At 67.6% G+C, this 13,908-nt stretch carries 14 protein-coding genes; 5 read left to right on the top strand and 9 right to left on the bottom strand.

Annotation, left to right across the window (positions count from 1 at the left end):
* Positions 1 to 243: 243 nt before the first annotated feature.
* From PVZ77_RS14155 to PVZ77_RS14175, 5 genes are all read right to left on the bottom strand, one after another.
* Positions 244 to 717: a GNAT family N-acetyltransferase gene (locus PVZ77_RS14155; RefSeq protein WP_273809055.1), complete on the bottom strand. Its 474-nt coding sequence runs from the start codon at positions 715 to 717 to the stop codon at positions 244 to 246.
* 53 nt (positions 718 to 770) lie between these two features.
* Entirely contained in the window at positions 771 to 1,097 is a 327-nt protein-coding gene (locus PVZ77_RS14160; RefSeq protein ID WP_273809056.1) for a hypothetical protein, read from the bottom strand.
* A gap of 16 nt (positions 1,098 to 1,113) precedes the next feature.
* Positions 1,114 to 1,770 carry a DUF2726 domain-containing protein gene (locus tag PVZ77_RS14165; RefSeq protein ID WP_273809057.1) on the bottom strand — a complete coding sequence of 219 codons (657 nt, stop codon included), beginning with the start codon at positions 1,768 to 1,770 and terminating at the stop codon, positions 1,114 to 1,116.
* A gap of 70 nt (positions 1,771 to 1,840) precedes the next feature.
* Positions 1,841 to 2,227 (bottom strand): lysozyme inhibitor LprI family protein, encoded by a 387-nt coding sequence (locus PVZ77_RS14170; RefSeq protein WP_273809058.1) that lies wholly within the window; start codon positions 2,225 to 2,227, stop codon positions 1,841 to 1,843.
* A 54-nt stretch (positions 2,228 to 2,281) separates the two neighbouring features.
* A complete protein-coding gene (locus PVZ77_RS14175; RefSeq protein ID WP_273809059.1) occupies positions 2,282 to 3,238 on the bottom strand; it encodes a LysR substrate-binding domain-containing protein in 957 nt (318 codons plus the stop codon).
* A gap of 104 nt (positions 3,239 to 3,342) precedes the next feature.
* On the opposite strand from PVZ77_RS14175, the gene PVZ77_RS14180 reads away from it, so the two are divergent.
* Complete coding sequence (locus tag PVZ77_RS14180) at positions 3,343 to 4,245, top strand: DMT family transporter (protein WP_273809060.1); 903 nt, start codon at positions 3,343 to 3,345, stop codon at positions 4,243 to 4,245.
* A 22-nt stretch (positions 4,246 to 4,267) separates the two neighbouring features.
* Positions 4,268 to 5,164: a DMT family transporter gene (locus PVZ77_RS14185; RefSeq protein WP_273809061.1), complete on the top strand. Its 897-nt coding sequence runs from the start codon at positions 4,268 to 4,270 to the stop codon at positions 5,162 to 5,164.
* A 16-nt stretch (positions 5,165 to 5,180) separates the two neighbouring features.
* Here the strand turns inward: PVZ77_RS14185 and PVZ77_RS14190 are convergent, their stop codons facing one another.
* Genes PVZ77_RS14190 through paoA form a run of 3 tightly spaced genes read right to left on the bottom strand, consistent with a single transcriptional unit; the run spans position 5,181 to position 9,059 of the window.
* Entirely contained in the window at positions 5,181 to 7,403 is a 2,223-nt protein-coding gene (locus tag PVZ77_RS14190; protein WP_273809062.1) for a xanthine dehydrogenase family protein molybdopterin-binding subunit, read from the bottom strand.
* Positions 7,404 to 7,413: 10 nt separating this feature from the next.
* Positions 7,414 to 8,394: an FAD binding domain-containing protein gene (locus PVZ77_RS14195; protein ID WP_273809063.1), complete on the bottom strand. Its 981-nt coding sequence runs from the start codon at positions 8,392 to 8,394 to the stop codon at positions 7,414 to 7,416.
* Positions 8,391 to 9,059 carry an aldehyde dehydrogenase iron-sulfur subunit PaoA gene (gene paoA / locus PVZ77_RS14200; protein WP_273809064.1) on the bottom strand — a complete coding sequence of 223 codons (669 nt, stop codon included), beginning with the start codon at positions 9,057 to 9,059 and terminating at the stop codon, positions 8,391 to 8,393. Before paoA ends, PVZ77_RS14195 begins: the two co-directional genes overlap by 4 nt.
* A 317-nt stretch (positions 9,060 to 9,376) precedes the next feature.
* Here paoA and PVZ77_RS14205 point away from each other — a divergent pair, with 317 nt between their 5' ends.
* Genes PVZ77_RS14205 through PVZ77_RS14215 form a run of 3 tightly spaced genes read left to right on the top strand, consistent with a single transcriptional unit; the run spans position 9,377 to position 13,112 of the window.
* The gene (locus PVZ77_RS14205) at positions 9,377 to 9,907 is read left to right on the top strand and encodes a (2Fe-2S)-binding protein (RefSeq protein ID WP_273809065.1); all 531 of its coding nucleotides are present in this window, start codon (positions 9,377 to 9,379) and stop codon (positions 9,905 to 9,907) included.
* Positions 9,904 to 10,890, top strand: coding sequence for an FAD binding domain-containing protein (locus PVZ77_RS14210; protein ID WP_273809066.1), 987 nt, complete (start codon positions 9,904 to 9,906; stop codon positions 10,888 to 10,890). The genes PVZ77_RS14205 and PVZ77_RS14210 overlap by 4 nt, the downstream gene beginning before the upstream one ends.
* Positions 10,887 to 13,112 (top strand): xanthine dehydrogenase family protein molybdopterin-binding subunit, encoded by a 2,226-nt coding sequence (locus PVZ77_RS14215; protein ID WP_273809067.1) that lies wholly within the window; start codon positions 10,887 to 10,889, stop codon positions 13,110 to 13,112. The genes PVZ77_RS14210 and PVZ77_RS14215 overlap by 4 nt, the downstream gene beginning before the upstream one ends.
* A 287-nt stretch (positions 13,113 to 13,399) precedes the next feature.
* Here PVZ77_RS14215 and PVZ77_RS14220 read toward each other — a convergent pair whose 3' ends face one another.
* The gene (locus PVZ77_RS14220; protein WP_273809068.1) at positions 13,400 to 13,579 is read right to left on the bottom strand and encodes a hypothetical protein; all 180 of its coding nucleotides are present in this window, start codon (positions 13,577 to 13,579) and stop codon (positions 13,400 to 13,402) included.
* Between the last annotated feature and the right edge of the window lie 329 nt (positions 13,580 to 13,908).

The following is a 13,908-nucleotide window of genomic DNA, read 5'->3' on the forward strand; positions in this document are numbered from 1 at the left end:
CTACGGCGCTGCGTGGATCTGGGATTCGAGTTGGTTAGTCGGGAGAGTGTGTAGGGTCCCCGTCGAAGGCTCATGGCGGGGCTTCGATCCGGCGGTGTTGGGCTTCGCTGCGCTCAGCCCAACCTACAGGGTCCTGCGCGGTGGCCGCCGACCGCTCCGCTAACCCCCTCTCCCCCTGGGAGAGGGCTGGGGTGAGGGTGCTGGTCCATCGCACTCATGGCCGCGATCGCGCAGCAGCCAACCCTAACGCAACGCCTTGGCCAGAATCCGCGATTGCCCCTGGAAATCCTGGCGGGCATAGAAGGCCTGGGCGTCCTCGTTGAACTCCATCACCTCCAGGCGCAATTCGTCGACATCGTTGTCCCGGGCCCAGGCTTCCACGGCGTCCAGCAGCCGCGCACCCACGCCCAGCCGTCTGTGGCTGGCAGACACCACCAGGGTGCCGATCCGGCAGAGGATCAGCGGCTGCAGAAAGGAAATCGAGCGGGTATCGGACAACCGCGCGGTGACGAAGCCGACCAGTTCGTCGCTGGCGTCAGCGACAAACAGCATCCCGTCTTCCGGCTCCAGCTGGGCAGCCCAGTAGTCCTGGTCGCGCCAGCCGCCGGAAGGCTTGGCGAAGGTCGCCGGGGCCTGCCGGTGATGCTGCTCGGCGAGCTGTTCGGCCAGCCGGCAGATGGCGGCAAGATCGGTGACGAAGGCGGGACGGATACGCAAGAGCGGTGCTCGCAAGAGAATTCAGCCGTTCACCTTACGCCGCGCGGATCGGGTCAGGAAGCCTCTGCGTCCAGCTGCCGGTACCAGTCGGCATAGGGGGTGTTCCTGGCCATCCGCCGGTTGTAGTCGGGCGCGCCGTCGGTCCACCATACTGGTCCGCGCTCCCCCAGGGCGTGCTTGGCGGCGTCCACCGCGGCGCGTGCCCTGCGCAGGGCGGCCTCGTCACCCTGACGCTTGGTTACGCCCACCTGGCGGCGCGCATCCATGAGCTCATGGGTCAGCATGTCGCGGCGGTCGGCGGGCAGGCTGGGATCGGTGCACCGCCAGAGCCGGCCCCTGACTACGAAGTAGCGTCCGTCCGGAGTAGTGGGATAGCGCATCGCAGGGGCCCCTTGGTCAGTCGTCGATGTCGAGCAGGGCGCGGCAATCCGGGTAGTTCGAGCAGGCCCAGAATTCCCGCCCCTGGTGGCGACCGCTGCGTGCGCGACGGCGGACCATGGGCGCCTGGCACTCCGGGCATTCCGGCGTCAGCGCCTGGCTAGGGGCCGCTACCCGAGTGCGCGGACGGCGCCCGCCGAACACGGCGTCACGCACGGCAGTGGCGGAATAGCGCGCCGCCGCCGGAATCTCCACCAGCCGCAACTGGGCGGCCTCGCACACCGCGCGGACGAAGCGATCACGCTGCTGGCGATGGCGCTGCAGGTGCGACCTGTCGTTGAGTTCGACCACGGCGTGCACGGCGAGGTCGTCACGCCGGCAGATGGCGAAGTCGAAGTGCTTGCAGTTGATGCGGTTCTGCGCGATCAGATAGCGGCGGCGGTCGCGCAGCGGCAGGGTCTGGACCACATCGGCGATGCGCACCTTGCCGAACACCCGGTAGTCGTCGCCCACGGCTTCGTCGAGTACCGCGAGAAAGGCCTGTTCGGCGGGGGTGAAGAGGGCTTCGACCTGGCGGTAGGGAAAGGCGGCCTGGCGCCGGCGCTGCCACCACCACAACGCCCCCAGAAGCAGCAGTCCGGCCGGGACCAGCAGGGGCAGGTAACGCTCGTACATCTCGAACTCCAACAGCGGGGCGCCATGATAGTGACTTCCGGCGCCGGACAGCAGCGGTGGCGACGAAGCGTCAGTCGCGCCGCGGTAGCTGCCGTTGCAGATCGTCCAGCCGCAGCAGGGTCACCGACTTCAGACAACTCAGATACTGCAGCTGCTGCATGGCGCCCTGGAAACCACGCGTCGCGGTGGCGCAGCGGGGTGCGCGGTCGTCCTGCCAGAGTTGTTGCAGACGTTCGAAGGCGGGTCGTTGCGCAGCGGAGAGACCCGCCAGCCGGCGACCGTAGACGTCGGCCAGCCGGGCTTCCGCCGCGGCCAGATCCTCGGCGGCGCAGACCGCCAGCTGCGCCTCGCTGCCCTGGCGATCGCAGGCGGCCGGGACCTGTTCGGCGGCCAGGGCGGTGGTCGAGAGCAGTAGGGCGAGCAGGGCGAACAGGGCGAACAGGCGACAGGTGATCATGCAGGCTGACTGTTGCAGGGGCAGGCCGCCTAGACTGCCGTAAAAGGACAGTCCTCACCAGGCGCCGCCGGTCTCCTGCAGCTCGCCCTGGGTCTCGCGGAATTGGCGGATCTGCACCAGCAGCCAGTCGATCCAGCGCTGTACCGGCGCTTCCACCGGGCCCTTGGGCAACACCAGGAAGTAGGCCTGGGCCGACAGCTGGTTGAACCGATCCGGCAGCGGGCGGACCAGCGCGCCGCTGGCCAGCAGGCGCTGGGCCAGCACGCAGCCGCCGAGCGCCACGCCCTTGCCGGCCGCCGCCTGTTGCAGGGCCATGCCGCTCAGTGAATAGCGCGGACCGCGCAGACTGTCGCCCAGGGGCACCTGCTGGCTGGCGAACCAGTCCTGCCAGGCGTTGGACCGGCTGCTGGGGCGTCCCGAACGCCAGCCGCCAGGCCATTCGGCATGCAGCAGCGGATAGTCCAGCAAGGCGGCGGGCTCAGCCAGCGGCGCCGGGATCAGCGCCGGGCTGCACACCGGAAAGATCCATTCGCGCAGCAGCAGGCGGGTCTCGCCGTCCTGCCAGTCGCCCCGGCCATAGCGGATCGCCGCCTGGGCGCCGCCCTCGGTGCCCAGTGGCACGATGGCGGACGAGGCGTCGAGAAAGACCTCGATATCCGGATGCTGGCGCTGGAAGTCTTCCAGCCGCGGCAACAGCCATTCCTGGCCGAAGGTGGGCGGTGCGCTGACGGTCAGGACGCTGCTCTTGATCCGTGCCCGGGCGACGGCGCGGGTCAGGCCATCCAGGTGCGGCGCGATCTCAGCGGCCAGGGCGCGCCCCTGGGCGGTGAGCCGCACGCCCTGGGGCAGGCGCTCGAACAGGGTCTGCCCCAGTTCCTCCTCTAGAAGGCGGATCTGCCGACTGATGGCCCCGACGGTGACGTGCAGCTCGGCCGCCGCCCTGGCGAAATGCTGATGCCGGGCAGCCGCCGCGAAGGCACGCAGGGCATTGAGGGGGAGGGCGATGGTCATGGCAGCCTTAGTTTTCCTGAGCCTGACGCCCATTAAACATCGTTTGTCCGACCTGTTCAGCCACCGTCATCCTGCAGGCTCACTTTTTTCCTGGAACGATGCCCATGCGCAAGGAGCTCGATCTCCCCGCCGTGCTGGTCATGCTGGTGCTCTGCCTGGTCTGGGGCCTGCAGCAGACGGCGATCAAGGCCATCGCCGAGCAGGTGGACCCCTTGCTGCAGATCGGCTGGCGTTCGCTGCTGGCGGCCGGGCTGCTCTATGGCCTGGCGCGCTGGCGCGGCATCCGCTGCCTGGGCCGCGACCAGACGCTGATTCCCGGCCTGCTCGCCGGGTCGCTGTTCGCCCTGGAGTTCCTCTGCATGGCGGTGGGCCTGAAATACACCAGCGCCGCGCACATGGTGGTATTCATCTACACGGCGCCGCTGTTCGCCGCCTGCGGCCTGCACTGGCTGGTGCCGGGCGAGCGGCTGTCGGGGCGCCAGTGGCTGGGCATGGTGCTGGCGGCCAGTGGCGTGGTCTGCGCCTTCCTGGTCGGCAAGCCGAGCGGCGGCACCAGCTGGCAGGGCGATCTGATCGGCCTGGCCGGCGGCGCCGCCTGGGGCGCCACCACGGTGCTGATCCGCCGCAGCGCCCTGGCCGAGGCGCCGCCGCTGCGCACGCTGTTCTATCAACTCGGGGTGACCGGAGTGGTGCTGCTGGCGCTGGCCCTGCCGCTCGGCAAGCGGCTGGACCTGGCCGCGCTGGATTCCCTGGCCTGGTCGAGTCTGGCCTTCCAGGTGTTCATCGTCGCCGGCATCAGCCTGCTGGGCTGGTTCGTGCTGCTCAGTCGCTATCGCGCCGCCCCCCTGGGCGTGCTGACCCTGCTGACGCCGCTGTTCGGGGTGCTGATGGGGATCTGGCTACTGGGTGAAACCCCGGGTCCGGGATTTCTCGCCGGTGCGGCCCTGGTGCTCAGCGGTCTGCTGGTCGTCAGCTATCCTTCCCGCTCGCGAGCCGCGTCCCGCTGACTCGTCTGGCCCTGAGCGTCCGATGTCGTCCACTTCGCTGAATCCCTGGTTGCTGCGCCTCATCCCCCTGGTGTTCCTGGCCCTGTGGTCCGCCGGTTTCGCCGTGTCCAAGGTGGGCCTGGCCTATGCGCCCCCCTTCACCCTGCTGGCGATGCGCTATGCGCTGGCCTTCAGCGTGCTGCTGATCGCCTTCCTGGTCCTGCGCCCGCCCCTGCCGCGCAGCCGACGGGAATGGGCGAATCTGGCGGTGGTGGGGTTTCTGATCCAGGGCGTCTATTTCGGCATGAGCTATGGCGCCCTGGTGATGGGTGCCTCGGCCAACGTGGTGGCCATGGTCGCCTCGCTGCAGCCGATCCTGGTGGCCCTGGGCGCCCCCCTGCTGGTGGGCGAGCGGGTGGCGCCGCTGCAGTGGCTGGGGCTGGCGCTGGGACTGCTCGGCGCCATCGGGGTGATCCTGGCGCGCGCCAGCGTCGCCGTGGAGTCCCTCTTCGGCATCTGCCTGGCGGTGGGCGCCTTGCTGGGCATGACCAGCGCGGTGCTCTACGAAAAGCGCCTGGGCGTGGCCCAGCACCCGGTCACCAACAACCTGGTGCAGTACAGCGTCGGCCTGGCGTGTTGTGCGCCCCTGGCGCTGCTGTTCGAGCACAGCCCGGTGCACTGGGCGCCGGCTTTCATCGGCGCTCTGGCCTATCTGGTGCTGGCCAACTCGCTCCTGGCCATCAGCCTGCTGGTGTGGATGATCCGCGCCGGCGAGGCGGCCCGGGTCAGTGCGCTGTTCTTCTGCGTCCCACCGGGCGCCGCCCTGAGCGCCTGGCTGCTGTTGGGTGAAACGCTGCCACCCCTGGCCTGGGTGGCCATGGTCATCGCCATCGGCGGGGTGCTGCTGGCGACACGGGCGGGCGGCAAGGCGGCGCGCTGAACCGCGCCGCCTGCGGCTAGGCCGTCTTGAGCCCGGCCAGCACCTTGTCCACCGTCAGCGGATAGTCGCGGATGCGCACCCCGCAGGCGTTGTAGACGGCGTTGGCGAGGGCGGCCCCGGCGCCACAGATGCCCAGCTCGCCGACGCCCTTGATCTTCAGCGGATTGGCCTTGTCGTCCACTTCCGGCAGGAAATGGGCTTCGATGGCCGGGATGTCCAGGTGGCAGGGGTAGTGGTAGTCGGCCAGGTCATGATTGACGAAGTGGCCGTGGCGGGTATCGATCACTCCGTCTTCGTGCAGGGCGCTGCCCACCCCCCAGATCATCCCGCCGAGCATCTGCGAATGGGCGGTCTTCTCGTTGAGGATGCGCCCCGCGGCGAACACCCCGAGCATGCGCCGCAGGCGGATCTCGCCGGTGAGGGCGTGCACCCCCACCTCGGCGAAGAAGGCTCCGTAGCCCTGCTGGGAATAGTCCTTGAGCGTCTGCCCCGGCTTGATCTCGCCGATGGCCTGGAGATCGTGCTCGCGCGCCAGTTCGGCGAGGTCGCGACTGCCGTTGTCGGCGATCAGCCGACCGCCGACGAAGCGGGCGCTGGCCGGGTCGATGCCCGCCGCTTGCGCCGCCTTCAGGCGCAGATTCTCGCAGGCGACATAGACCGAGGAACCGGAACTGGCCGCCCCGAAGGAGCCGCCGGAGCCGGCCCCGGCCGGATCGTCGCTGTCGCCCAGCAGCACCTTGACCCGCTCCACCGGCAAGCCGAGCGACTCGCCGGCGATCTGCGCCAGGATGGTGTAGGTCCCGGTGCCGATGTCGGTCATCGAGGTCTTTACCGTGGCCGTGCCATCGGCCTCCAGGCGTACCCCGGCCTGGGACGGCCTGAGCATGTTGGCGCGACTGGCCGCGGCCATGCCCATGCCGATCAGCCAGTCGCCGTCACGCACCTGGCCGGGCTTGGCATTGCGCCGGTTCCAGCCGAAGCGGCGGGCCCCGTCCTGCATGCACTCCACCAGCTTGCGGGAGGAGAAGGGGATATGCTTTTCCGGGTCCCGGCTGGGTTCATTGCGGATGCGCAGCTCGATGGGATCGAGAGCGAGCATGACCGCCAGTTCGTCCATGGCGCTTTCGCTGGCGAGCATCCCCACGGCTTCGCCGGGCGCCCGGCAGGAGCCGGACTCGGGCAGATCCAGCTCGACCATGCGGTGCGCCACCAGGCGGTCATCGCCGGCATAGAGGGTGCGCGAGGACAGACCAGTGGGTTCGTAGTAGGTCAGGCCGCGAGCGGAATGGGACCAGCCCTCGTGGGCCATCGCCTGGATACGGCCATCGCGGTCGGCGCCCAGGCGGATGCGCTGCACGGTGGCCGAGCGGTGATCGGTGATCTGGAACATCTGCTGGCGGGTGAGGGTGACCTTGACCGGCCGACCGATGGCGCGGGCGGCCATGGCGCCGATCAGGGCGTCGGCATAGATCGGCAACTTGCCGCCAAAGCCGCCACCGATATAGCGCGCCACGATCCGCACCTTGTCCTTGGGCAGCTGCAGGGTATTGGCCACGCAACTCTGCGCCTGCTCGACGAATTGGGTGGAGCAATAGATCGTCACCCGGTCGCCGTCCCACTGGGCGAGGCTGGCGTGGGGCTCCATCTGCGCGTGGATGTGGTAGGGCGTGGTATAGCGCTCGTCGAGCTTGATCGGCGCCCGGGCAAAGGCGGCATCCACATCGCCGGAGGCGGTGTCGGTGGGCTGATCGGCATCCGGCGGCTTGACCGCCTGGCCGAGGTTGGCGGCCAGGTCGAAGACGCCCGGCTCGGCCGCGTAGTCGATCTCCACCAGGGCCGCCGCCAGGCGCGCCTCCTCGAAGGTCTCGGCCACCACGAAGGCCACGGGTTCGCCGAAATAGCGCACCTGGTCGCTGTCTAGGTAGGGCTTGGGCCGGGTGAAGCGGCCGCTGTTGTCCGGCTCGCGGGCGGCCTGGCGCGGCGCATTGCGATAGGTCAGCACGCTGAGCACCCCCGGCGCGCTTTCCGCAGCCGAGGTGTCCAGGCGCCGGATGCGGCCCTTGGCAATGGTGGCGCCGACGATGAAGCCATAGGCGACGCGGTCGTTGCGGAATTCGAAGCTGTAGGGCGCCTGGCCGGTGACCTTGAGCAGGCCGTCGACGCGATCGATGGGCTTGCCGATCAGGCCGCCGCGATTCTCATCGATCAGGTTGCGGCCAGCGGGTTCATTCATTTCCATGCTGCTGTCCTCAGGCCTGTTGGCGAGCGTCGGCCACCCCGGCGCGCAGGATGCGACGGGTCAGCTCGAGTTTGAAATCGTTGTGGCCATAGCCACGGGCTCCGGCGAGCAGGGCATCGCCCACGGCCGCCAGATCGCTGTCCACGGCCTGGCCGGCAAAGGCCCGGTCGGCCGCCGCCACCCGCCAGGGCTTGTGCGCCAGGCCGCCGAACGCCGCGCGACCGCTGCGGATACGCGTGCCGTCCAGTTCGACGATGGCGGCCATGGACACCAGGGCGAAGGCATAGGAGGCACGATCACGCACCTTGCGATAGACCTGGATGCCGGGCGGTGGCGGTGGCAGGGTCACGGCGGTGATGAGTTCGCCGGGTTGCAGCACCGTCTCGATCTGCGGGGTGTCACCGGGCAGGCGATGGAAGTCGGCGATAGGAATGCGCCGGGTGCGGCCAGTGGCTTCCCGGGTTTCCACCGTGGCGTCCAGCACCCGCATGGCCACTGCCATGTCGGAGGGATGCACGGCGATGCACTGGTCGCTGGCGCCGATCACCGCGTTCATCCGATTGAAGCCGCTCAGGGCCGCGCAACCGCTGCCGGGTTGGCGTTTGTTGCAGGGCATGGCGGTGTTGTAGAAGTAGGAGCAACGGGTGCGCTGCAGGAGGTTGCCGCCGGTGGTGGCCTTGTTGCGCAGTTGCGCCGAGGCGCCGGCCAGTAGCGCGCGGGAGAGCACCGGATAGCGCTCCCGTACCCGGGCATCGGCGGCCAGGGTGGAATTGCGGACCAGGGTACCGATGCGCAGGCCGCCCTCCTGGGTGGCGCTGATCTGGTCCAGCTGCAGGCGATTGATGTCCAGCACCTGGCTGGGCGTTTCGATCTCCAGCTTCATCAGGTCCAGCAGATTGGTGCCCCCGGCGATGAAGCGACTGCCCGCCTGGACGCCCTGGCGGCTGGCATCGGCTTCGGTCTGCACGCGTCGATAGTCGAAGACTCTCATGCCTGGCCCCCCGCCATCTGGATGGCCGCGACGATGTTGGGATAGGCGCTGCAGCGGCAGAGGTTGCCGCTCATGCGCTCGCGGATCTCTTCCTCGCTCAGCCGCATCGGCCCGTCGAGACTCGCGGAGACGTGACTGGGCATGCCAGCCTTGACCTCGTCCAGCAGGGCCACCGCCGAGCAGATCTGCCCTGGGGTGCAATAGCCGCACTGGAAACCGTCCTTGGCCAGGAAGGCCGCCTGCATGGGATGCAGGCGCTCGGCGTTGCCCAGGCCTTCGATGGTGGTGATGGTGTCGCCTTCGTGCATGGCCGCCAGGCTCAGGCAGCTGTTGATGCGCTGGCCGTTCACCAGCACCGTGCAGGCGCCGCACTGGCCATGGTCGCAGCCCTTCTTGGTGCCCGTGAGGTGCAGGTTCTCGCGCAGGGCATCGAGCAGGGTGGTGCGGCTGTCGACCTTGAGCCTGCGCGCCTCGCCATTGATCTGCAGGGTCAGCGGCAGCAATTGCGGCAGCCGCGCGGCGATGGCCTGGGGCGTCAGGGGCGCGCCGCCACTGGCCTGGGCGAAGGTGTAGCCGGGAATGGCGCTGGTCGCCACCAGCACCGCGGAGGTGCCGAGAAACTGCCGTCGCGACAGGCGCCAGCGTGCATCGGAGTCGGAAGCCATGGTTGGATTCTCATCGTTAGGGGCACATCACGGGAGTTCTGATGACTACCCCGGTGGCAGTGGGGTTCAGGCCACTGGGCTGCTGGCACGAACAGGCGCCATACCGAATGTGTCCTGTCCCTGGAGAGAGGCTCTGGATCGGCACTCTCACCATTTCGCTGAGCGGCTTTCAACGTTACGTTGAATACCGTTGGGCAGGGGTGCTGAACCGGTTCTGGTCGGGGACAGTCCCTTACCTGAGGTGGCCCTTCGCTGCTACCGCCTATTCCGACCACGGGGGCAATCTGCACCCCGCGGCTTTAACCGTGAGGTCCGCCATGAACGCCACCCCCGCGCGCCAGGTCCAGCCCCTGGCCGAACCCGAGTCCCATACCATCGCCCTGACTCTCAACGGCAAGCAGCTGCAACTGGCCGTGGAGCCCTGGACCACGCTGCTCGATCTCTTGCGCGACCACCTCGACCTGACCGGCACCAAGAAGGGTTGCGACCATGGTCAGTGCGGCGCCTGTACCGTCCTGGTCAATGGCACCCGTATCAACAGCTGTCTGGCCCTGGCGGTCATGCAGGATGGCGCCGAGGTCACCACCGTCGAGGGCCTGGCCCAGGGCGACCAGCTGCACCCCATGCAGGCCGCCTTCGTGGCCGAAGACGCCTTCCAGTGCGGCTATTGCACGCCTGGCCAGATCTGTTCGGCCATCGGCATGCTCAAGGAAGGCCACGCCCACAGAGAGGCCGAGGTAGCCGAGCAGATGAGCGGCAACCTCTGCCGCTGCGGCGCCTATCGCAACATCCGCGCCGCCATCGAGCGGGCGCGTCCGGATTGCCAGCAAGGGGAGGGCCGCGAATGAACCGCTTCGGTTATGCCAAGCCCAACGCCGTGCCCGATGCCATCCGCCAGCATGGCCCCCAGACCCATTTCATCGCCGGCGGCACCAACCTGCTGGACCTGATGAAGGAAAACGTCGAGCGCCCCGAGCAACTGATTGACGTCAACGGCCTGCCCTTGCGCGAGGTCGAGACCACCTCCGAAGGCGGCCTGCGCATCGGCGCCCTGGTCAAGAACGCCGAGGTGGCCTACCACCCCGAGGTGCAGCGTCGCTATCCGCTGCTGGCCAAGGCCATCCTTGCCGGCGCTTCCCCGCAACTGCGCAACATGGCCTCCACCGGCGGCAACCTGCTGCAGCGTACCCGCTGCTACTACTTCTATGACGTGGGCACTCCTTGCAACAAGCGCGAGCCCGGCTCCGGCTGCGGCGCCCGTGAAGGACAGAATCGCATCCACGCCATCCTCGGCCACAGCGAGCAGTGCATCGCCACCCATCCTTCGGACATGTGCGTGGCCCTGGCTGCGCTGGAAGCCCGGGTCGAGGTGAGCGGTCCGAACGGCGAGCGGGTCATTGACTTCGCCGACTTCCATCGGCTGCCCGGCGATACCCCCGAGCGCGATACCAACCTCGCCGCCGACGAACTCATCACCGCCGTGACCCTGCCAGCCGAAAGCCTGGCTGCCCACAGCGCCTACCTGAAGATCCGCGACCGCGCCTCCTATGCCTTCGCCCTGGTCTCGGTGGCGGCAGCGCTGGAACTGGATGGCGAGCGTATCAGGCAGGTCCGTGTCGCCCTGGGCGGCGTAGCCCACAAGCCCTGGCGGCTGCCGGAGGCCGAGCAGGCGCTGGTCGGCCAGGTGGCGGACAAGGCGGCCTTCGGTCAGCTGGCCGATCGCCTGCTGCAGGGCGCCCAGGGTTTTGCCCATAACAGCTTCAAGATCGAACTGGCCCGGCGCGCCATCGTGCGTGCCCTTACCGAAGCCGCCGGAGGTACCCTGCAATGACCGTCGTCCATCTGCAAAAAGCCGTTCCCCGCGTCGATGGTCCGCTCAAGGTCACCGGCCAGGCGCTCTATGCCGGCGAATTCAGCGTGCCGGATCTGGCCTTTGGTTTCGTGGTCAACGCCACCATCACCAAGGGTCGCCTGCTCGGCCTGGACGTCAGCGAAGCCCTGGCCCAGCCGGGCGTGATCGAGGTGCTCAGCCATCTCAATCGACCCAAGATGGCCAGCTACGACGAGAGCTATACCGACATGGATGCGGCTGACGGCAAGCCTTTTCGGCCGCTGTACAACGACCGCATCCTCTACAGTGGCCAGCCCATCGCCTTGGTGGTGGCCGAGACCTTCGAGGCCGCGCGTCACGCCGCCTCACTGATCCGCGCCCACTACAGCGAAGAGGAGCACGCCACCGACCTGGCCCAGGCTCGCGACCAGGCCCACGAAGCGCCCATGGAGTTGCCGGAGAATCGGGGCAATGCCCCAGCAGCCTGGGCCGCGGCGCCTACCCGCATCGAAGCCGAATACCACTCCGCGGCGGAATTCCATAACCCCATGGAGATGCACGCGTCCACCGTCATCTACCACAAGGATGGCAAGCTGACGGTGCACGACAAGACCCAGGGCGTGCAGAACAGCGCCCAGTTCGTCAGCAGCATCTTCGGGCTGGGTGAGGGCGACGTGAAGGTCATCTCGCCCTTTGTCGGTGGCGCCTTCGGTTCCGGCCTGCGTCCGCAGTACCAGCTGGTGCTGGCGACCATGGCCGCGCTGCAGCTCAAGCGCTCGGTGCGGGTCACCCTGACCCGCCAGCAGATGTTTACCTTCGGCTATCGTCCCGAGACCTATCAGCAGATCAAGCTGGCTTGCGACAGCGACGGCAAGCTGCAGGCCATCGACCATAGCGCCCTCGGCATCACCTCGCGGTTCGAAGACTTCACCGAGATGGTGCTGGTCTGGTCGGCATCGCTCTATGCCTGCCCCAACATCAAGCTGGCCTATCAACTGGCCGCGCTGGACGTCTACACCCCGCTGGACATGCGCGCCCCCGGCGCGGTGCTGGGCGTCTATGCGCTGGAAAGCGCCATGGACGAACTGGCCTATGCCGCCGACATCGATCCGCTGGAATTGCGCATTCGCAACTTCACCGATACGGATCCGGCCAAGGGCAAGCCCTATTCCAGCAAGGAATTGCTGGAATGCTATCGCCAGGCGGCCGAGCGTTTCGGCTGGGAACGGCGCAGCATGGCGCCGCGCTCCATGCGCGACGGCAACCAGCTGGTGGGCTGGGGCATGGCCACCGGGGTCTGGGAAGCCATGCAGCAACCCGCCACCGCCAAGGCGGTGATGAACATCGACGGCAGCCTGGTGGTGGCCAGTGCCACGGCCGACATCGGCACCGGCACCTATACGGTGATGACCCAGATCGCCGCCGAGAACCTCGGTCTGCCGCTGGACAAGGTGACCTTCAAGCTCGGTGATTCCACCCTGCCCAAGGCACCCCTCGAGGGCGGTTCCTTTACCGTGTCCTCGGTGGGCACCGCCGTGAAACTGGCCTGCGATCAGCTGCGTCAGCAACTGCTGGATGCGGCCAAGGAAATGGATGATTCGCCGCTGGCCAAGGCGGAGCTGGAGCAGGTGGTGTTCGCCGATGGCGGCATCAGCCTCAAGACCGATCCGGCCCAGCGTGTCGACTTCACCGCCATCCTCAAGGCTTCGGGGTCGCCGTCCATGGAAACCCTGGCCAGCGCCGAGCCAGCGGAAGAGCGCGACAACTACGCCACCGGTACCCACTCGGCGGTGTTCGTCGAGGTCAAGGTCGATGAAGACTTCGGCAGCGTCCAGGTCAGTCGCGTGGTCACCGCGGTGGCCGCCGGTCGCATCCTCAATCTCAAAACCGGCGAGAACCAGGTGGCCGGTGGGATCGTCTGGGGCATCGGCATGGGCCTGCAGGAAGAGGGGATGATGGACACCCACGAAGGCCGCTGGATGAACCACAGCCTCGCCGAATACCACTTCCCGGTGCAGGCCGACATCCAGCAGCTGGACGTGATCTTCGTCGAGGAGCACGACGAGATCGTCAATCCGCTGGGCGCCAAGGGCATCGGCGAGATCGGTATCGTCGGGGTGGCGGCAGCCATTGCCAACGCCATCTTCCACGCCACCGGCAAGCGGGTCCGGGATCTGCCCATCACCCTGGACAAGGTCTTCGCCGACGAGCTGGTGCGCTGACCCAACGTTGGGCTTGTTGGGCTTCGACGTTGGGGCTGTCTCAACCCAACCTGCGACGCTGTTGGTTGGGTCGAGCCCGGTGAAGCCCAACACCCGCGCCGGACTACCCCTCTCCCCCTGGGAGAAGGCTGGGGTGAGGGGTGCCGAGCACAATGTTGAGCCAGATGATGTTGGGCTTTACCCGCTCAACCCAGCCTACCCCAACTCCTCGTTCCACCCTGGAACGAAAAAGGCCCGCCTCCAAGAGACGGGCCTTTTTCAGGCAGTCGGTAAAAAGGTCTTTCGACTCACTCGGCGTGCGACGCGCCTTCGTGTTCGATCTGCTCCTTGTACTGCAGGGCATCGGCTTCGCTCTGGTAGACGCCGACCAATTCCCCTTCCTGTTTCACGTCCCACAGATGCATGCCCAGGCCACGGGCTTCGCGGGACATATGGTCTTCGTCACGTTCAGTTACGGTAATGGTCATGCTGTATCTCCTTGGTCGAGCCCGCACTACGGCAGGGCTTGAAAACCCATACTAGAGCGTTTCGCTTCAGGACCAAGGCGTATCTCGGCAACAAGTCGTTACAACTTCTGCGACAATCTGTCGCGCCCGCGATTGTCGTCCTGTGGCCATGGACCGCTCCTACGGGATCCGCAAGGGTGTAGGAGCGGCCCATGGCCGCGATAGGCGCAGATGGACATTGCCCGAGAAGCGCTGCTGGGTACTTACTCGCCTGCCGCGAGAGGCAGCTGTCACGCCTGCTTGGGCGTACGAAAGAAAACGCCCTCCGAAGAGGGCGTTCCGCTTGCCGC

It is taken from the genome of Pseudomonas sp. SHLD1 (genome assembly GCF_028640935.1).
Classification (GTDB): domain Bacteria; phylum Pseudomonadota; class Gammaproteobacteria; order Pseudomonadales; family Pseudomonadaceae; genus Chryseomonas; species Chryseomonas aestiva.